The organism is Pseudomonas sp. PVC-3-1 (genome assembly GCF_057444315.1).
In genome coordinates, this window is record NZ_CM172023.1 from 1,723,002 (window position 1) to 1,742,565 (window position 19,564).

A 19,564-nucleotide genomic window follows, 5' to 3' on the forward strand; every position below is an offset into this window, starting at 1 on the left:
AGGCGACACATTCTGCCGCCCGGAACCGCGATGACTGCCCACGACGAACTGCCCCTTAATCTGTACAGCGCTCAGCAGGTGCGCGACCTCGACGCGCGCCTGATCGCCGCCGGCACGTCCGGCTTCGAACTGATGCGCCGCGCCGCCCATGCCGCCTGGCGCGCGCTGCGCCGCCAATGGCCGGATGCCGGCGAAATCACTGTGCTGGCCGGCCACGGCAACAACGCTGGCGACGGCTATCTGATCGCTGCCCTGGCCTTGCGCGCTGGCTGGCGCGTGCGCGTGCTGGCGGTAGGTGATGCCTCGCGCCTCTCCGGCGATGCGGCCTCGGCCCATGGGGAGGCGCGTGCCGGCGGGGTGGATATCGACGCCTGGAGTGACCGCGCCGAACTGCGTGGCGTGCTGGTGGATGCATTGCTGGGCACCGGTCTGGGCGGCGAGGTGCGCGAGCCCTACGCCTCGGCCATTGCGGCGATCAACGCCAGCGGCTTGCCGGTATTGGCGGTGGATATCCCCTCCGGCTTGAGTGCCGATACCGGGCAAGTCCTGGGGTGCGCGGTGCAGGCCGACCTCACCGTGACCTTCATCGGCCTCAAGTTCGGCCTGTTCACCGCCAGCGGTCCCGACCAGTGCGGCGAACTGGCGTTCGATGAGCTGGAGGCCGATCCGGCCCTGATTCCCGATGCATGCGTTGCGCGCCGACTCGCTCCGGCATCCCTGTCGCGCCTGGCCTCACGGCCGAAGGCCGCGCACAAGGGCCTGTTCGGCCATGCGCTGGTGATCGGCGGCGATACCGGCATGGGCGGCGCCGTGCTGCTGGCCGCCGAGAGCGCGCTGCGCTGCGGCGCCGGTCTGGTTTCCCTGGCGACCCGTGCCGCCCACGTGCCTGCTGCACTGGCTCGCCGGCCTGAGCTGATGGCGCGTGGCGTTTCTTCTTCTGCCGAGCTGCTGCGACTTGCCGAGCGCGCCGATGTGCTGGTGGTCGGCCCCGGTGTCGGCCGCGAAGCCTGGGGGCGTGTGCTGGTCAGCGCTGCCGCGAGCCTGGAGCGTCGACAGGTGTGGGACGCGGATGCGCTCAACCTGCTGGCTGAAGGTCTGGTCGCTCGCCCGTCCGGCGACTGGGTGATCACACCCCATCCGGCCGAGGCGGCGCGTCTGCTGGGTATTTCCACCGCCGAGGTCCAGGCCGACCGGCCGACAGCCGCTCACGCGCTGGCGCAGCGTTATCAGGCTGTGGTCGTGCTCAAGGGAGTCGGCAGCCTGGTCGCCTCCCCGGATGGCCGCCTGGCGCTGTGCAATCACGGGCATCCCGCCATGGCGGGCGCCGGACTGGGTGATGTGCTCTCCGGCATCCTCGGTGCGCTGCTGGCGCAGGGGCTGCCTGCTTTCGATGCCGCGTGCCTGGCAGTCTGGCTGCATGCACGCGCTGGCGAGTCGCTTGGCGCGCAAGGGCGCGGACTGGCTGCCGCCGATCTGATTCCTGCCGTTCGTCAGTTGCTCGAGGAGTTGTGCCCATGCCTGAACTGAATCTGTTCGCCGACGGCGAAGACGCCATGGTCGATCTTGGTCGGCGAATCGCCGAGGCGACCGGCGGGCGCGGGGTGATCTATCTGCATGGGGATCTGGGGGCGGGCAAGACCACGCTGTCGCGCGGCATCCTGCGGGGATTGGGCCATGGCGGAGCGGTAAAAAGCCCGACCTTCACCCTGGTCGAGCCCTACGAAATCGGCGATCTGCGCGCCTTTCACTTCGACCTCTACCGCCTCGCCGACCCTGAGGAACTGGAGTTCCTCGGCATCCGCGACTACTTCGAAGGCGACGCGTTGTGCCTGATCGAGTGGGCGGAGCGTGGCAAAGGCATTTTGCCAAAGGCCGACATGGACATTACCATTGTTCCGCATGCGGGCGGACGCATGCTGCGCCTAGACCCGCACGGAACACGGGGCGAAGCCTGGTGTGCCGCCCTGGCCACGGGAGCATAGAAAAAAGATGGGTTGGGGGTTGCGCCTTCGGGCGTTGTTTATCGGGGTGTCCGTTCTGCTGGCATTCTTTGCCGGTGAGGTTTCTGCCGCCACGCAAATCAAGAGCGTGCGCATCTGGCGCGCGCCGGACAACACACGCCTGGTGTTCGACCTGTCCGGCCCCGTGCAGCACAGTCTGTTCACCCTGAGTGCGCCCAACCGCATCGTCGTCGATATCAATGGCGCGCAGATGTCCGCCGCCCTCGACAAGCTCAAGCTGAGCAACACGCCGATCACCGCGATGCGCTCTGCCCAGCGTTCGCCCACCGACCTGCGCCTGGTGCTGGACCTGAAGAACCAGGTCACGCCCAAGAGCTTCGTGCTGCCGCCGAACCAGCAGTACGGCAACCGCCTGGTCGTCGATCTGTACGACCAGGGCGCCGACATCGCCCCGGACGTCCCCGCGACACCGACTCCCAGTGTGCCTGCCACGCCGGTCAGCCCTGTGCAGTCGGTCGCCAAGATTCCCGCGCCCAGCAGCGGCGGCAAGCGCGACGTCGTGATTGCCATCGACGCCGGCCACGGTGGCGAAGACCCCGGCGCCCTCGGACCGAACGGCCTGCACGAGAAGAACATCACCCTGTCGATCGCCCGCGAACTGCAGCGGCAGATCAACCAGATGAAAGGCTTCCGCGCGGAACTGACGCGCACCGGCGACTACTTCATCCCGCTGCGCAACCGCACCGTGATCGCCCGCAAGAAGGGCGCCGACCTGTTCGTCTCCATCCATGCCGACGCCGCGCCCAGCCGCAGCGCCTTCGGGGCCTCGGTGTTCGCCCTGTCCGATCGTGGCGCCACCTCCGAGACCGCGCGCTGGCTGGCCGATACGGAAAACCGTTCCGACCTCATCGGCGGCGACGGCGGCGTGAACCTCGACGACAAGGACAAGATGCTCGCCGGCGTGCTGCTCGACCTGTCGATGACCGCCACCATGTCCTCCAGCCTGGATGTCGGCCACAAGGTGCTGACCAGCGTCGGCCGCGTCACCCCGCTGCACAAGCGCCGCGTGGAACAGGCCGGCTTCATGGTGCTGAAGTCCCCGGATATTCCGTCGATCCTGGTGGAAACCGGCTTCATCTCCAATCCGAACGAATCCGCCAAGCTGGCCAGCGGTTCGCACCAGCAGGCCCTGGCACGCTCCATCGCTGCCGGTGTGCGTCAGTACTTCGTGCAGACCCCGCCGCCGGGTACCTACATCGCCTCGCTGCGCGACGGTGGCCAGTTGGCTTCCGGCCCGCGTGAGTACGTCGTGCGCAGTGGCGACAGCCTGGCGATGGTGGCCAGCCGCTTCGATGTCAGCACGTCCTCGATCCGCAGCGCCAACTCGCTCAAGAGCGACGAGCTGAAGATTGGTCAGGTGCTGAAGATTCCGGGCACCTCCCTGGCGTCGCAGCAATGAGTGAGGTGCGCCGCATCCAGCTGCTCACCCCGCGGCTGGCGAACCAGATCGCTGCCGGCGAAGTGGTCGAGCGACCTGCTTCGGTCATCAAGGAACTGCTGGAAAACTGCCTGGACGCCGGCGCCAAGCGCATCGACGTCGAAGTCGAGCAGGGCGGCGTCAAGCTGCTGCGCGTGCGCGACGACGGTAGCGGCATTCCGGCCGATGACCTGCCGCTGGCGCTGGCGCGCCACGCCACCAGCAAGATTCGCGAGCTGGAAGACCTGGAACGGGTGATGAGCCTGGGCTTTCGCGGCGAAGCGCTGGCGTCGATCAGCTCCGTCTCGCGGCTGACCCTGACCTCGCGCACCGCCGACGCCGAGCAGGCCTGGCAGGTGGAAGTCGAGGGCCGTGACATGGAGTCCACGGTGAAGCCGGCGGCCCACCCGGTGGGCACCAGCATCGAAGTGCGCGATCTGTTCTTCAATACCCCGGCGCGGCGCAAGTTCCTGCGCGCCGAGAAGACCGAGTTCGATCACCTGCAGGAAGTCATCAAGCGTCTCGCGCTGGCGCGCTTCGACGTGGCGTTCCACCTGCGCCACAACGGCAAGACCATCCTCTCGCTGCACGAAGCCAAGGACGAAGCCTCCCGCGCCCGCCGCGTCGGCGCCGTGTGCAGCAGCGGCTTCCTCGAACAGGCCTTGCCCATCGAAGTGGAGCGCAATGGCCTGCACCTGTGGGGCTGGGTTGGGCTGCCGACGTTCTCCCGCAGCCAGCCGGACCTGCAGTATTTCTACGTGAACGGCCGCATGGTGCGCGACAAGCTGGTCGCCCACGCGGTACGCCAGGCCTATCGCGACGTGCTGTACAACGGCCGGCATCCGACCTTCGTGCTGTTCTTCGAGGTCGACCCGTCGGTGGTGGACGTCAACGTCCACCCGACCAAGCACGAAGTGCGTTTCCGCGACAGCCGCATGGTCCACGACTTCCTCTACGGCACCCTGCACCGGGCGCTGGCGGAAGTGCGCCCGGACGACCAGCTGGCGCCGCCGGGCGCGACCAGCCTGACCGTGCCGCGCCCGACCGGTGCGGAAGCCGGCGAGTTCGGCCCGCAGGGTGAGATGCGCCTGTCCGGGACTGTGCTGGAGGCCCCGGCCGCCGCGCGTGCCTGGCAGCCGAGCCCGTCGTCGGGTGGTTCTGGCGGCGGTGGCGGCTACAGCTATCAGCCCACGCGCCCGGAAATACCGCCGATCCAGGAGGCCCAGGGTGCCTACAAGGCCTATTTCGCTCCGCTTGCCGACCAGGTGCTCCAGGCCCTGCCGGAAAGCAGCCAGGACGTGCCGCCGCTGGGTTACGCGCTGGCGCAGCTCAAGGGCATTTACATCCTCTCGGAGAATGCCCATGGGCTGGTGCTGGTGGATATGCACGCCGCCCACGAGCGCATCATGTATGAGCGCCTGAAGACCGCCATGGCCAGCGAAGGCCTGCGCGGCCAGCCGCTGCTGGTGCCCGAGTCCATTGCCGTCAGCGAACGCGAGGCGGACTGCGCCGAGGAACATGGCAGCTGGTTCTCCAGGCTCGGCTTCGAACTGCAGCGGCTTGGCCCGGAAAGCCTGGCAATCCGCCAGATTCCCGCGCTGCTCAAACAGGCCGAGGCTACCCAGTTGGTGCGCGACGTGCTCGCCGATCTGCTGGAATACGGCACCAGCGACCGCATCCAGGCGCATCTCAACGAGCTGCTTGGCACCATGGCCTGTCACGGCGCCGTGCGCGCCAATCGCCGGCTGACGCTGCCGGAGATGAACGGTCTGCTGCGTGACATGGAAGTGACCGAGCGCAGCGGCCAGTGCAACCACGGCCGGCCGACCTGGACCCAGCTGGGACTCGACGAACTGGACAAGCTTTTCCTGCGCGGGCGTTGATTTTCGTAAGGTTGCGTTCAGGAAAGTGCAGTAAACTGCGCGCCAATCGATTCAGCAGTGCGCAATGACTGCACTTAGTAATAACGAGCGTCCGATGTCCCTGCCTCCCGCGATATTCCTCATGGGCCCCACCGCCGCCGGCAAGACCGACCTGGCGCTGGAGCTGGCGCGTCTGCTGCCGGTGGAACTGATCAGCGTGGATTCGGCGCTGATCTATCGCGACATGGATATCGGCACCGCCAAGCCGCCCCGCGAGGTGCTGGAGGAATTTCCGCATCGCCTGATCGACATCCGCGACCCCAGTGAGGCCTATTCGGCGGCGGAATTCCGCGCCGATGCCCTGGCCGCCATGGCCGAGATCACTGCAGCCGGGAGGATTCCGCTGCTGGTCGGCGGCACCATGTTGTACTTCAAGGCGTTGCTGGAAGGCTTGGCCGACATGCCCAGCGCCGACCCCGCCGTGCGTGCCGAGCTGGAAGCCTGGGCCGCCGCCGAAGGCTGGGGTGCCCTGCACGAGGAGCTGGCCCGGGTTGATCCGGAGTCGGCTGCGCGTATCCATCCCAATGACCCCCAGCGCCTTGTCCGGGCCCTCGAGGTCTACCGTGTAAGCGGTATGTCCATGACTGCACACCGCCTTCGCCAGGCGAGTGAAAATGCGGGTCCCGGCGCGCAAGGTGGTGGACAATTACCGTATACTGTGGCTCATCTGGCGATTGCGCCTCTGCAGCGTCAGGTATTGCACGAGCGTATCGCGCAACGTTTTGACCAGATGCTGGAACAGGGCTTCATCGCCGAGGTCGAACGCCTTCGCGCAAGGAATGACTTGCACGTGGGGCTTCCTTCCATAAGAGCGGTGGGATACCGACAGGTATGGGACTACCTCGAGGGCAAACTGTCCTACGCTGAGATGGTGGAGCGCGGCGTCATCGCCACGCGGCAGCTGGCCAAGCGCCAGTTCACCTGGCTCCGCAGCTGGAGCGATCTACACTGGTTGGACAGTCAGGCAAGCGACAATTTGCCGCGTGCCTTGAAATACTTTGAGGCGGTCTCCATATAGGCTCGAGACCTTAATTCCGGCCGTCTATCCTTGGGGTTCAGGACGGCGTTAAGCCAAATTCGACTACTACTAAATCAGTTTTTTACCCTTACAAGGAGTGCGGCATATGTCAAAAGGGCATTCGCTACAAGACCCTTACCTCAATACCCTGCGCAAAGAACGCGTTCCGGTTTCTATCTACCTGGTCAACGGCATCAAGCTGCAGGGTCAGATCGAATCCTTCGACCAGTTCGTCATCCTGCTGAAGAACACTGTCAGCCAGATGGTCTACAAGCATGCGATTTCCACCGTGGTTCCCAGCCGCCCCGTGCGCCTGCCCACCGGTGATCAACCGGCTGAGCCGGGCAACGTTTGACGGGAGTCCGCCTTGTTCTTTGAGCGCCCGGGTGGTGGGGAACGGGCCATTCTGGTCCATCTGGAAGGTCAGGACCCCGAGGCGCGCGAAGACCCGCAGGAATTCCAGGAGCTGGCCCGTTCGGCAGGCGCGGAATCGGTTGCTTTCGTCAGCATTTCGCGCCATCAGCCCTCAGCCAAGTACCTGATCGGCAGCGGCAAGGTCGAAGAGTTGCACGACCTCGTCCACGCCGAGAAGGTCGAGCTGATCATCTTCAATCACACCCTTACGCCGAGCCAGGAGCGCAACCTCGAGCGAGCGCTCGAGTGCCGCGTGCTCGATCGTACGGGTTTGATCCTCGATATCTTCGCCCAGCGCGCCCGGACCCATGAGGGCAAGCTGCAGGTGGAGCTTGCCCAGTTGGAACACATGAGCACGCGTCTGGTGCGCGGCTGGACTCACCTTGAACGCCAGAAAGGCGGTATCGGCCTGCGTGGTCCGGGTGAAACCCAGCTGGAAACCGACCGCCGCCTGCTGCGTGGGCGCATCCGCCAGATCAAGTCCCGCCTGGAAAAGGTCCGCAGCCAGCGCGAGCAGGCTCGTCGTGGCCGTCGCCGTGCGGAGATTCCGGCGGTGTCCCTGGTGGGCTACACCAACGCCGGCAAGTCCACGCTGTTCAATGCGCTGACCACTTCGGAGGTCTACGCAGCCGACCAGTTGTTCGCCACCCTCGACCCGACCCTGCGCCGTCTGGAGCTGGATGACGTCGGGCCGATCGTGCTGGCCGACACCGTGGGCTTCATTCGCCACCTGCCGCACAAGCTGGTGGAGGCGTTTCGGGCTACCTTGGAAGAATCCAGCAACTCCGACCTGCTGCTGCATGTGATCGACTCCCACGAGCCGGATCGCGATGCACAGATCGAACAGGTGCTGGCGGTGCTCAAGGAAATCGGCGCGAACGAGTTGCCGATGCTCGAGGTGTACAACAAGATCGACCTGCTCCCGGATTTGCAACCAATGATCCAGCGCGACGAGCTGGGCAAGCCGGTCCGCGTCTGGCTGTCGGCGCGGGAGTCGCGTGGGCTGGAGCTGCTGGAACAGGCGATTTCCGAGTTGCTGGGGGAGGACATGTTCGTTGGAACGCTCTGCCTGCCACAGCGCCTCGGGCGACTTCGTGCTCAGTTCTTCGAGCTGGGTGCGGTACAGTCGGAGAATCACGACGAACAAGGACGCGCCGTTTTGCAGGTCCGCCTGCCGCGTGTCGAGTTGAACCGCATGGTGAGCCGCGAAGGCTGGCAGCCGGCGGAGTTCATTGCGCAACACACTTTGCAATAAAGCCCGGCACTCTGTTTTTGGCAGGGTAAGGGGCATTCGGTAGCATAGGTGGGCGCGCCGTAGGCGCGTTTTCGCGTTATCAGATGGAGAGCGCTATGGCTTGGAATGAGCCGGGTGACAACTCGAACAAGAACGACCAGGACCCCTGGGGTGGACGCCGTGGTGGTGGTCGCCAGGGCCCGCCTGATCTGGATGAGGCCTTCCGCAAGCTGCAAGACAGCCTGAACGGAATTTTCGGCAAACCCAAGCGCGGCAGTGGTTCGGGCGGTGGCGGCAGTGGTCGGGGCGGTAGCCTCGGTCTGTTCGGTATCGGCCTGGCGATCCTCGCCGTGCTGTGGCTGTACAACGCCATCTACGTCGTGGACGAACAGGAGCAGGCAGTGATCCTGCGCTTCGGTCAGTACCACGAGACCGTTGGTCCCGGCCTGAACATTTACTTCCCGCCGATCGACAAGAAGTTCCAGGAGAACGTCACCCGCGAGCGTGCCTATAGCAAGCAGGGTCAGATGCTCACCGAGGACGAGAACATCGTCGAGGTTCCGCTGACCGTGCAGTACAAGGTCAGCAACCTGAAGGACTTCGTGCTCAACGTCGACCAGCCGGAAGTGAGCCTGCAGCACGCCACCGAAAGCGCCCTGCGCCACGTGGCCGGCTCCACGACCATGGACAAGATCCTCACCGAGGGCCGTGAACAGATGGCCACCGAGGTGCGTGATCGCCTGCAGCGCTTCCTCGATACCTACAAGACCGGTATCACGGTGACCCAGGTGAACATCCAGAGCGCCGCCGCGCCGCGTGAAGTACAGGAAGCGTTCGACGACGTGATCCGTGCCCGCGAGGACGAGCAGCGCGAGAAGAACCAGGCCGAAGCCTACGCCAATGGCGTGGTGCCCGAAGCCCGTGGTCAGGCCCAGCGCATCATCGAGGAAGCCAACGGCTATCGCGATGAAGTGGTCTCCCGCGCCCAGGGTGAGGCGGATCGCTTCGCCAAGCTGGCCGGCGAGTATCACAAGGCCCCGGAAGTCACCCGTCAGCGTCTGTACCTGGACACCATGCAGGACGTCCTGAGCCAGACCAGCAAGGTGCTGGTCACCGGCCAGCAAGGTCAGAACAACCTGATCTACCTGCCGCTGGACAAGATGATGGATGGCCGTGGTTCGGCAGCTCCGAGCGCCGCGCCCAGCGCGAGCAGCAGCACGCCGGATATCGGTTCGCGGGTCGCCAGCGACCTGCAGCAGCGTGACACGCGTACCCGGGAGAGCCGCTGATGAGTAACAAGTCCCTGATCGCCCTCATCGCGGGTGTGGTGGTTGCTGTTGCCGTCTGGAGCAGCGTCTACGTGGTGCAACAGACCGAGCGCGCCGTGATGCTGCGCTTCGGTCGCGTGGTCGAGCCGGACGTGAAGCCTGGCCTGCACTTCAAGATTCCGTACGTCAACACGGTGCGCAAGTTCGACGGCCGCCTGCTGACCCTGGACTCGCCGACCCAGCGCTTCCTGACGCTGGAGAAGAAAGCGGTGATGGTCGATGCCTACGCCAAGTGGCGCGTCTCCGATGCCGAGCGCTTCTACACCGCGACTTCCGGCATGAAGCAGATCGCCGACGAACGTCTGTCCCGTCGTCTGGAAGCCGGTCTGCGTGACCAGTTCGGCAAGCGCACCCTGCACGAAGTGGTGTCGGGTGAGCGTGATGCGCTGATGGGTGATATCACCGCTTCGCTGAACCGCATGGCACAGAAGGAATTGGGTATCGAGGTGGTGGACGTTCGCGTCAAGGCCATCGACCTGCCCAAGGAAGTGAACCGCAGCGTGTTCGAGCGGATGAGCACCGAGCGTGAGCGGGAAGCCCGCGAGCACCGCGCCAAGGGGCGCGAACTGGCCGAAGGTATCCGCGCGGATGCCGACCGTCAGCGTCGCGTGCTGCTGGCCGAGGCCTATCGCGAGTCGGAAGAAACCCGCGGTGACGGCGATGCGAAGGCGGCGGCGATCTACGCCAAGGCCTACACCGCCGATCCGGAGTTCTACGCTTTCACCCGCAGCCTCAAGGCTTACCGCGAGAGCTTTGCCGACAAGAAGGACGTGCTGGTGCTCGATCCGAGCAACGAGTTCTTCCGCTATCTGGAAAAAGCTAAACCGTAAGTCAAAGTCTCCGGCGGGCGGCAGCGCCCGTCGGAGAAATCGTGTTATCATGGGTCAGCCGGGAAATCCCGGCTTTTTTGCGTCCGCGAGAATGATGTACGAGAGCCATGTGGCAGGAATTGGGCAAGGCGTTCTGTCTGTTGCTGGTGCTGGAAGGCGTCCTTCCATTCCTGTATCCGCGTGGCTGGCGCGACGCCGTGAGCGGGCTCGGGCGCCTTGGCGACCGCAGTCTGAGACTCATCGGGCTGGGCAGCATGCTGCTTGGCACCGTCCTTCTTTACTGCATTCATTGAAGTGCCGCCCGGCCTAAAAAAGGAGAGAGGCGACATGGCAACGGTAGACCGCTGGCTGCTGCCAGATGGGATCGAAGAAGTGCTGCCACCGGAGGCGGCTCGCGTTGAAGCAGCCCGCCGTCAGGTGCTGGACCTGTTCCAGCGCTGGGGATACGAGTTCGTCGTCACCCCGCATATCGAATACCTGGAATCCCTGCTGACCGGTGCCGGCCAGGATCTGGACCTGCGTACCTTCAAGGTCACTGATCCGGCGTCCGGCCGTCTGATGGGGTTCCGTGCGGATATCACGCCGCAAGTGGCGCGCATGGATGCCCACAGCCTGCGTCGCGAAGGCCCGAACCGCCTGTGCTACGCCGGCAGCGTGCTGCATGCCCGCCCGCGTGCGCTGGCCACTTCGCGCAGCCCGATCCAGCTGGGTGCCGAGCTCTACGGCAATACCGGTTCAGCCGGTGACGTAGAGGTCATCAGCCTGCTGCTCGACATGCTCGAGATGGCCCAGGTACCGGACGTGCACATGGACCTTGGTCATGTCGGTATCTACCGTGGCCTGGCCCAGGCAGCTGGCCTGTCCGGCGAAGTCGAGCAACTGCTGTTCGACGCGCTGCAGCGCAAGGCCGTGGACGAAGTCGCGGCACTGACCGAAGGGTTGCCTGCTGAGCTTGCCGGTATGCTTCGCGCCCTCGCCGAGCTGTGCGGCAGTCGCGAAGTGCTGGACCAGGCGCGCGAAGTGCTCGCTGGCGCCCCGGCCAACGTGCAGGCCGCGCTGGCTGATATCACCGCCATCGCCGACTCGCTGGCCGCACGCTTCCCGCAACTGCCGCTGTATTTCGATCTCGGCGAGTTGCGTGGCTATCACTATCACACGGGTGTGGTGTTTGCCGCGTTCGTGCCTGGGGTTGGCGAGTCCATCGCCCAGGGCGGCCGTTACGACGACATCGGCGCCGACTTCGGTCGCGCCCGTCCGGCGACCGGTTTCTCCACCGACCTCAAGACCCTGGTCACTCTCGGCCGCGCCCAGCTCGACGAGCCGCGCACCGGAGTCTGGGCGCCGGCCGATGGTGCTGGCTTGTGGCAGGCGGTGCAGCAGCTGCGCCGTCAGGGTGTGCGCGTGGTACAGGCGCTGCCCGGGCAGGATGCGGCTTCGGCTACCGAAGCGGGCTGCGACCAGCAACTGCTGGTTCGCGATGGCAATTGGCAGGTGGCTGCGCTCTGAGGCGCGTCACTTCGAGTTTTCGCCGGCCGCGGCCGGCACCGAACATCCACGATGGGGATAAGAGTTATGGGTAAGAATGTCGTAGTCCTGGGCACCCAGTGGGGTGATGAGGGCAAAGGCAAGATCGTCGACCTGCTGACCGACCAGGCTGCTGCCGTGGTGCGTTACCAGGGCGGCCACAACGCTGGTCATACTCTGGTCGTCGCCGGCGAGAAGACCGTTCTGCACCTCATTCCGTCGGGCATCCTGCGTGAAGGCGTGCAGTGCCTGATCGGCAACGGTGTGGTGCTGGCGCCCGACGCGCTGATGCGCGAGATCGCCAAGCTGGAAGAGAAGGGCGTGCCGGTGCGCGAGCGCCTGCGCATCAGCCCCTCCTGCCCGCTGATCCTGTCCTTCCACGTGGCCCTGGACCAGGCTCGCGAGAAGGCCCGCGGCGACGCGAAGATCGGCACCACCGGTCGCGGCATCGGCCCGGCCTACGAAGACAAAGTGGCCCGTCGTGGCCTGCGCGTGGGCGACCTGTTCCACCGCGAGCGCTTCGCCGCCAAGCTGGGTGAGCTGCTGGACTACCACAACTTCGTCCTGCAGAACTATTACAAGGAACCGGCCGTCGATTTCCAGAAGACCCTGGACGAGTGCATGGCCTATGCCGAAGAGCTGCGTCCGCTGATGACTGACGTGACCTCGACCCTGCACGACCTGCGCCGCGCCAACGAGAACATCATGTTCGAAGGTGCCCAGGGCTCGCTGCTGGACATCGACCACGGCACCTATCCGTTCGTCACCAGCTCCAACACCACCGCAGGCGGCACTGCCACTGGTTCGGGCTTCGGTCCGCTGTACCTGGACTACATCCTGGGTATCACCAAGGCCTACACCACTCGCGTGGGTTCCGGCCCGTTCCCGACCGAGCTGTTCGATGACGTTGGCGCACGTCTGGCCAAAGTCGGTCACGAGTTCGGTGCCACTACCGGCCGTGCCCGTCGTTGTGGCTGGTTCGATGCTGTCATCCTGCGTCGCGCCATCGAGATCAACAGCCTGTCCGGCCTGTGCCTGACCAAGCTGGACGTCCTCGACGGCCTGGAAACCGTGCGCATCTGCACCGGCTACCAGAACGCCGCCGGTGAACTGCTGACCGATGCACCGACCGATGCCGACAGCTACATCGGCCTTCAGCCGATCTACGAAGATCTGCCGGGCTGGAGCGAGTCCACCGTCGGCGTGCAGAGCCTGGAAGGCCTGCCGGCCAATGCGCGTGCTTACATCAAGCGCATCGAGGAGCTGGTCGGTGCGCCCATCGACATCATCTCCACCGGCCCGGACCGCGCCGAGACCATCGTCCTGCGCCATCCGTTCGGCTGATTCCAAGCTGAATGCCACAACGGGCCGCTCATGCGGCCCGTTGTCGTTTCCGGGGCATTCTGCGCGACGGCACGCGCTTTGCTGGTGAAACGGATTGGCGCGCTCCGCGCCAGACATCCGTTACATCCGGAGGAAGCCCGCCGTGTCCGCCGTCCTGTCTCTTCTGCGCAGCCGCCTGCTGCGCCCCGCTTTTATCGCCCTGGGGATTGCGCTGCTGGTGCAGTTGCTGATTGCCCTGTGGCTCACCCGTAGCACTGTTGATGGCCTTGTCGGCGATCTGGGTGCGCGCCTGGGTAACGAATCGCAACGCCTGGCCGTTGAGTTGGAAGAAGCTGGTCGGGAGGTCACCTCCGGCTTGAATGACCTTTCTGCGCGCACTCGCGAGCGCCTGGGTTCTGCGCTCTCCGCGCGACTGGAGGAAGAGCAGGGCGAATTGCGTCGGGGGCTGGAGCAAAGCCTGCGCCAGTCCGCCACCGAATTGGCGCAACTGTTGGCCGCCGTCGCGCCTAAGGCCATGTGGGATAACGATGTGCCGGTGCTGTCCGACTATGCTCGGCGCGCTCAGGCCAATCCCAATGTGCTCTTCGTGGTCTATGACGATCCGCAGGGCCAGCACCTGACTCGCTATCTGAACCGCGAGGATGCGCGGGTCAAGGCGCTGCTCGACAAAGGCAAGGGCGAGCGCGCGCTGGACAAAGTGCTGGAAGCGGCGAGCCATGATGATTCGGTGTTCCTCGTCGAGGCGCCAATCAGTCCTAACGGTGTGGTCATCGGGACGGTGCGCCTGGGGGTGTCCACCGATGCCATCGAGAAGCAGATTGCTGCGCTGGATCAGCGCTTCTCCGCCCTGGTCGCCAGTGGTGATCAACTGGTGGGCGATAGCCTCGCCGGCGCTGCGGCCGATAGCACCAAGGCGCTCAAGGCGCGTCTGCAATCGGCAAAGCAGGCGGCGGACGGCATGAGTCAGGGGGCGAAGGCGTCCATCGAAGACGCCGCTGGGACCCTGCGTTGGCGTATCGGCATGGGGCTATTGTTGGTTGGGCTCGGTGTATTGCTGTGCCTGGCGGTGGTGCTCGGTCATCGCGTGGTGAATCGCTTGCGCCTGCTGATCGACGCGCTGAACGATCTCGCGGCCGGGGAGGGCGATCTGACCCGCCGCGTGCGGCTGGACAGCCGTGATGAGTTGGGTGAGATGGCGACGGCGGTGAACCGTTTCGTCGACAAGCTGCAGCCTATCGTGCGCGAGGCGGGGCAGGTGGCGCAGCAGACCGGCAGTGAAATCGCCGCGCTGGCCAGCCGCAGCGCCAGTGCCGAGGCGGCGGCAGATCGGCAGCGCAATGAAGTGGCCGGCAGCCTGGAGGCGCTCTCCGGCATGGCAGCGGAAGCGGAAATGGAAAGTCGCTCCATGCAGGCGGCACTGGCTCGGGTTGGTGAGATCCGCAAGGCGGCGCAGGATAATGCGGCCATCGCGCGCAAAGTGGGTGGTCTGATCGAGACCCTTGAATCCCGTGTGCAGAGTGGCGCTGGCGTGATCGAGCGCCTGGCGCGGCAGAGCGAGCAGATCGAGGTGGTGCTTTCGGTGATTCACGGCATCGCCGAGCAGACCAACCTTCTTGCGCTCAATGCTGCCATCGAAGCGGCGCGCGCTGGCGAAAGCGGACGCGGCTTCGCCGTGGTGGCGGACGAGGTGCGTGCGCTGGCCAGCAAGACCCAGCAATCCACCGGCGATATCCAGTCGCACATCGGTGCGCTGCAGCAGGGGGCGCGCGAGGCGGTATCCGCCATCGGTCAGGCGCGCGAGCAGGCGGTACAGGGCTTGGCTGCGCTGCAGGACAGTGAGCGGCTACAGCGGGAGGTTCAGAGTGCCGTGGAAGAGGTGCACGGCGCTATCGAAGCGGCTACGCATTCTGCGCAACAACAGGCAGCCGGCGCTGCGGCGGTGCGTGGGCGGGTCGAGGTGATCCATGCCGAGGCGAGTCTCGCGGCGGAAGCGGTGAGTGCGACGGCTAGCAGTGGGCGCGTGCTTGATGGCCTGGCAGGGCAGCTGCGCGCCAGTCTCGGGCAATTCAAGGCGTGAAGGTGCGCAGGGTTCCGCCTTTTTCGTAGGAGCGGACTCTGTCCGCGATTGATTACCGGCAGCTTGGAGCCGGCCTGTTGCCCATCGCGGACAAAGTCCGCTCCTATGCGAGGTTTGGGTTCCGGATAGCGGAAAGCCGAAAACGAAAAAACCGAGCAGTGCTCGGCTTTTTCGTTTGAAGATGGTGCCCAGGAGAAGACTCGAACTTCCACGGTGTTGCCACCGCTAGGACCTGAACCTAGTGCGTCTACCAATTCCGCCACCTGGGCATGCTTTTCAGCATGGGGTGCGATGATCGCTCATCGTCTTGCGGTGATGCAACCGTTGGTTGCATCGGGCGGTCTATTGTTCGGTTATCAGGGTTCCGAACCCGCCTGATAAAGCCTGTCGATGACTGACTTTATCCTTGAATAAGTGGTGCCCAGGAGAAGACTCGAACTTCCACGGTGTTGCCACCGCTAGGACCTGAACCTAGTGCGTCTACCAATTCCGCCACCTGGGCACTGGAGTCGATGATTACTCATCGTTTCCGTGTTACAACGTCTGTCTGACGCTGTGGGCGCGAACTATACGGAGAGCGTTTTCGCTTGTAAACCCCTGATGCGATAAAAAATTTATTCTTGCCCAAAGCTGACCGACGAGCGGATTTCGCGCTTCAATAAGCACATGGCGATCCATACCCCTATATATAAGGTGACCGCACTTTAATGGCCGATTGGCAAAACCTCGATCCCGAGGCCGCCCGCGAGGCGGAAAAATACGACAACCCCATCCCCAGCCGTGAACTCATCCTGGCGCACCTCGCCGAGCGCGGCGCCCCCGCGACGCGGGCCCAGTTGCTGGAAGAGCTCGGCCTCTCCGGCGAAGAGCCGGAAGAAGCGCTGCGTCGCCGACTGCGCGCCATGGAGCGCGACGGCCAACTTATCTATACCCGCCGTGGCGCCTACGCGCCGGTGGACAAGCTCGACCTGATCCTCGGCCGCATTGCCGGCCACCGCGACGGCTTCGGCTTCCTCATCCCCGATGATGGCAGCGACGACCTGTTCCTCAGCCCGACGCAGATGCGCCTGGTGTTTGACGGCGACCGTGCCCTGGCGCGCGTGTCCGGCTTCGATCGCCGTGGTCGCCGTGAAGGCGCTGTAGTGGAAGTGGTCGAGCGCGCACACGAGACCATCGTCGGCCGTTACTTCGACGAGAGCGGCATCGGCACGGTCGTGGCCGACAACCCGAAGATCCAGCAGGAAGTGCTGATCCCACCGGGCAAGGCCGGCAAGGCCAAGCACAACCAGTTTGTCCAGGTGCGCATCGATGTCTGGCCGAGCGTGCATCGCCAGGCCCAGGGCGAGGTGGTGGAAGTGCTCGGCGACTACATGGCGCCAGGCATGGAAATCGAAGTCGCCTTGCGCAGCTATGACATCCCTCACACCTGGCCCGAGGCGGTGGAGAAGGAAGCGGCCAAGCTCAAGCCCGAAGTGCTGGAGAAGGACAAGGAAAAACGCGTTGACCTGCGCGCCCTGCCTTTCGTCACCATCGACGGCGAGGACGCCCGGGATTTCGACGACGCGGTCTACGCCGAGAAGCGCAAGGGCGGCGGCTGGAAGCTGTTCGTCGCCATCGCCGACGTCTCTCATTATGTGAAGGTCGGTTCGGCCCTGGATGAAGAGGCGGCCAAGCGCGGTAACTCGGTGTACTTCCCCGAGCGGGTGATCCCGATGCTGCCGGAGATTCTCTCCAACGGCCTGTGCTCCCTGAATCCGCTGGTCGATCGCCTTGCCATGGTCTGCGAGATGAATCTCTCCAAGGCCGGCAAGATGACCGACTACCAGTTCTATGAAGCGGTCATCCATTCCCATGCGCGCCTGACCTACACCAAGGTCAGCCAGTATCTGGAAACCCCGGACAGCCCCGAAGGCCAGCGCCTGAAGGAGCAACTGCCGGCGGTGGTGCCGCACCTCAACACGCTTTATGACCTGTACAAGGTCCTCGTCGGTGCTCGCCACGTGCGCGGGGCGATCGATTTCGAGACCCAGGAAACCCGCATCGTCTTTGGCGCGGATCGGAAGATCTCGGAGATCCGCCCGACCCAGCGCAACGACGCGCACAAGCTGATCGAAGAGTGCATGTTGGCGGCCAACGTGGCCACCGCCAAGTTCCTCGAGAAGCACGCCATTCCGGCGCTGTACCGCGTCCACGACGGCCCGCCGCAGGAGAAACTGAACAACCTGCGTCAGTTCCTCGGCGAGCTGGGGCTGACGCTGTACCGCGGCAAGGGCGATCCGACCCCGGCGGACTACCAGAAGCTGCTGGAGTCCATCCAGGGCCGCCCGGACCTGCAACTGATTCAGACCGTGATGTTGCGCTCGCTGAGCCAGGCGGTGTACAGCCCGGAGAATGCCGGCCACTTCGGCCTGAACTACGAGGCCTACACCCACTTCACCTCGCCGATCCGCCGCTACCCCGACCTGCTGACCCATCGTGCCATCCGTGGCCTGATCCGCTCCAAGGCGGCCTCCGAGCATGTGCAGCGCGTCGGCGCCGCCAGCATGCCCAAGGCGCGCATCTATCCGTACGACGAGGCGCGTCTTGCTCAGTTGGGTGAGCAGTGCTCGATGACCGAGCGCCGCGCCGACGAGGCAACCCGCGACGTCACCAACTGGCTGAAGTGCGAGTTCATGCGTGAGCGCGTGGGCGAGACCTTCCCCGGCGTGATCACCGCGGTGACCGGCTTCGGCATCTTCGTCGAGCTGAGCGACATCTATGTCGAGGGCCTGGTGCACGTCACCGCGCTGCCTGGCGACTACTACCACTTCGACGCCGTGCACCATCGCCTGAGTGGCGAGCGCACCGGCCGCAGCTTCCGCCTTGGCGATACCGTCGAGGTGGTGGTGGCGCGTGTCGATCTGGACGAGCGCAAGATCGACTTCGAGCTCTCCGACAATGTGCTCAGCGCGCCCATCGGCCGCAAGAAGCGTGGTGAGAAGGCCGAGCCGGTCGCCAAAGGCAAAGCGGCCAAGGGCAAGGCGCCCAAGGGCGCGGTTGCGAAGGACAAGCCAGCCAGGGCGCCGCGTGCCGTCGCGGACGACCCCTACCTCGCTCCGGATGTCGCTGTGCAGCCGCGCAAGCGCAAGGTTGGCGTGGTCCAGGCGTTGCCGTCGGTGGCGCCGGAGATGCTCGCCAAGGCCGAGGAAATGCTCGGCAATACCGATGTGCGCAAGAGCCGCGAAGTGAAGAAGGCGCTGCTCGAAGAGGCCAAGGTTGGCGGCAACAAGCCGGCAGCCGGCAAAGGCAAGTCCGCGCCTGCTGCGGGCAAACCGCGCAATCCGTCGAAACAGAAAGCCCGGTCCGCCAAGCCGTCCAAGCACCGCAAGGGCCCTGCCGCACCCAAGGCGGGTGCCACTGGCGGCGCACCGGCAAGCAAGCGTAAGGCGAAGAAATGAGTCAGTGGGAAAAGGTCTACGGGGTCCATGCCGTAGAAGCGTTGCTGCGCCATCACCCGAAACGGGTCAAGCAGCTGTGGCTGGCCGAAGGCCGCCAGGATCCGCGCGTCCAGGCGCTGGTTGATCTGGCCGGCCAGGCGCGCGTGCCGGTGGGCACGCGTGACCGCAAGGAACTTGATGAGTGGGCCGAGGGCGTGCATCAGGGCGTCGTCGCCGAGGTCAGCCCGAGCCAGGTGTGGGGTGAGAACATGCTGGAGGAGCTGCTGGAGCGCTCCACCGGCCCGGCGTTGCTGCTGGTGCTGGACGGCGTGACAGACCCACACAACCTCGGCGCGTGCCTGCGTACTGCCGATGCGGCGGGGGCGCTGGCGGTCATCGTGCCGAAGGACAAGTCCGCCACCCTCAACGCGACTGTGCGCAAGGTCGCGTGCGGCGCCGCCGAAGTGATTCCGCTGGTGGCCGTGACCAACCTCGCGCGCACTCTGGAGAAGCTCCAGCAGCGCGGCCTTTGGATCGTCGGCACTGCCGGCGAGGCGACTCAGATGCTCTACGAACTCGACCTCACCGGGCCGACCGTGCTGGTGATGGGGGCCGAGGGCAAGGGTATGCGACGTCTGACCCGCGATCACTGCGATTACCTGGCCAAGTTACCGATGCAGGGCAGCGTCAGCAGCCTGAACGTCTCGGTGGCAACCGGCGTCTGCCTGTTCGAGATCGTCCGCCAACGCCAGCTCAAGGCTGGCGCCTAAGTTTTTTGTAGGAGCGAGCTTGCTCGCGAACGGGCTCCAGCTCTGCGCTGACTCGTTTCGCGAGCAAGCTCGCTCCTACAAGTACCTGCTGCGGCAGCTGTACAAATAATCGTCAATTGCCTTGCGCCGCTTTCCCCCCTTCTCTAGAATGTCGGCCCTTGTCGTCCGGGCAGGCGTTTGCGCGTCCTTCCGAGCGGCAAGGAAAAAATCATTCACTCCTTGTCTGACCGCTTAGTCGGCAGGCTGCAA

The 19,564-nt window shown here is 65.0% G+C and carries 14 protein-coding genes, 2 tRNA genes and 2 pseudogenes; 16 read left to right on the forward strand and 2 right to left on the reverse strand.

Going from position 1 to position 19,564, the window contains the following annotated elements; translation table 11 throughout:
• Positions 1 to 30: 30 nt before the first annotated feature.
• From AC2T4A_RS07955 to AC2T4A_RS08020, 14 genes and pseudogenes are all read left to right on the forward strand, one after another.
• Complete coding sequence (locus AC2T4A_RS07955; RefSeq protein ID WP_486743046.1) at positions 31 to 1,527, forward strand: NAD(P)H-hydrate dehydratase; 1,497 nt, start codon at positions 31 to 33, stop codon at positions 1,525 to 1,527.
• Positions 1,515 to 1,982 (forward strand): tRNA (adenosine(37)-N6)-threonylcarbamoyltransferase complex ATPase subunit type 1 TsaE, encoded by a 468-nt coding sequence (gene tsaE / locus AC2T4A_RS07960; protein ID WP_416750752.1) that lies wholly within the window; start codon positions 1,515 to 1,517, stop codon positions 1,980 to 1,982. Before AC2T4A_RS07955 ends, tsaE begins: the two co-directional genes overlap by 13 nt.
• A gap of 7 nt (positions 1,983 to 1,989) precedes the next feature.
• Positions 1,990 to 3,420 (forward strand): N-acetylmuramoyl-L-alanine amidase AmiB, encoded by a 1,431-nt coding sequence (gene amiB / locus AC2T4A_RS07965; protein WP_416750749.1) that lies wholly within the window; start codon positions 1,990 to 1,992, stop codon positions 3,418 to 3,420.
• Positions 3,417 to 5,321: a DNA mismatch repair endonuclease MutL gene (mutL, locus tag AC2T4A_RS07970; RefSeq protein WP_486743047.1), complete on the forward strand. Its 1,905-nt coding sequence runs from the start codon at positions 3,417 to 3,419 to the stop codon at positions 5,319 to 5,321. Before amiB ends, mutL begins: the two co-directional genes overlap by 4 nt.
• Positions 5,322 to 5,415: 94 nt before the next feature.
• On the forward strand, positions 5,416 to 6,378 hold the full coding sequence (miaA, locus tag AC2T4A_RS07975; protein WP_486743048.1) for a tRNA (adenosine(37)-N6)-dimethylallyltransferase MiaA: 963 nt from the start codon (positions 5,416 to 5,418) through the stop codon (positions 6,376 to 6,378).
• Between the two features lie 106 nt (positions 6,379 to 6,484).
• On the forward strand, positions 6,485 to 6,733 hold the full coding sequence (gene hfq, locus AC2T4A_RS07980) for an RNA chaperone Hfq (protein WP_017520393.1): 249 nt from the start codon (positions 6,485 to 6,487) through the stop codon (positions 6,731 to 6,733).
• Between the two features lie 12 nt (positions 6,734 to 6,745).
• Positions 6,746 to 8,047 carry a ribosome rescue GTPase HflX gene (gene hflX, locus AC2T4A_RS07985; protein WP_045216226.1) on the forward strand — a complete coding sequence of 434 codons (1,302 nt, stop codon included), beginning with the start codon at positions 6,746 to 6,748 and terminating at the stop codon, positions 8,045 to 8,047.
• Between the two features lie 95 nt (positions 8,048 to 8,142).
• Positions 8,143 to 9,315: an FtsH protease activity modulator HflK gene (gene hflK, locus AC2T4A_RS07990; RefSeq protein WP_416750742.1), complete on the forward strand. Its 1,173-nt coding sequence runs from the start codon at positions 8,143 to 8,145 to the stop codon at positions 9,313 to 9,315.
• Positions 9,315 to 10,184: a protease modulator HflC gene (hflC, locus tag AC2T4A_RS07995; RefSeq protein WP_081515534.1), complete on the forward strand. Its 870-nt coding sequence runs from the start codon at positions 9,315 to 9,317 to the stop codon at positions 10,182 to 10,184. Before hflK ends, hflC begins: the two co-directional genes overlap by 1 nt.
• 107 nt (positions 10,185 to 10,291) lie before the next feature.
• Positions 10,292 to 10,477 (forward strand): DUF2065 domain-containing protein, encoded by a 186-nt coding sequence (locus AC2T4A_RS08000; protein ID WP_486743049.1) that lies wholly within the window; start codon positions 10,292 to 10,294, stop codon positions 10,475 to 10,477.
• Between the two features lie 34 nt (positions 10,478 to 10,511).
• On the forward strand, positions 10,512 to 11,690 hold the full coding sequence (locus tag AC2T4A_RS08005) for an ATP phosphoribosyltransferase regulatory subunit (RefSeq protein WP_416750740.1): 1,179 nt from the start codon (positions 10,512 to 10,514) through the stop codon (positions 11,688 to 11,690).
• A 66-nt stretch (positions 11,691 to 11,756) separates the two neighbouring features.
• Positions 11,757 to 13,052, forward strand: coding sequence for an adenylosuccinate synthase (locus AC2T4A_RS08010; RefSeq protein WP_236171299.1), 1,296 nt, complete (start codon positions 11,757 to 11,759; stop codon positions 13,050 to 13,052).
• A 1,021-nt stretch (positions 13,053 to 14,073) separates the two neighbouring features.
• A pseudogene (locus tag AC2T4A_RS08015) lies at positions 14,074 to 14,223 on the forward strand (hypothetical protein); the annotation flags it as partial.
• 360 nt (positions 14,224 to 14,583) lie between these two features.
• A pseudogene (locus AC2T4A_RS08020) lies at positions 14,584 to 15,129 on the forward strand (methyl-accepting chemotaxis protein); the annotation flags it as partial.
• A gap of 182 nt (positions 15,130 to 15,311) precedes the next feature.
• Here the strand turns inward: AC2T4A_RS08020 and AC2T4A_RS08025 are convergent.
• A tRNA-Leu gene (locus tag AC2T4A_RS08025) sits at positions 15,312 to 15,398 on the reverse strand.
• A gap of 146 nt (positions 15,399 to 15,544) precedes the next feature.
• Positions 15,545 to 15,631: transfer RNA gene (locus AC2T4A_RS08030), tRNA-Leu, on the reverse strand.
• 205 nt (positions 15,632 to 15,836) lie between these two features.
• On the opposite strand from AC2T4A_RS08030, the gene rnr reads away from it, so the two are divergent.
• Together rnr and rlmB are read left to right on the forward strand one after the other, a co-directional pair.
• Positions 15,837 to 18,566: a ribonuclease R gene (rnr, locus tag AC2T4A_RS08035; RefSeq protein WP_486743050.1), complete on the forward strand. Its 2,730-nt coding sequence runs from the start codon at positions 15,837 to 15,839 to the stop codon at positions 18,564 to 18,566.
• Positions 18,563 to 19,315, forward strand: a complete 753-nt coding sequence (gene rlmB, locus AC2T4A_RS08040) for a 23S rRNA (guanosine(2251)-2'-O)-methyltransferase RlmB (protein ID WP_484294424.1) — start codon at positions 18,563 to 18,565, stop codon at positions 19,313 to 19,315. Before rnr ends, rlmB begins: the two co-directional genes overlap by 4 nt.
• The last annotated feature ends 249 nt before the right edge of the window (positions 19,316 to 19,564 follow it).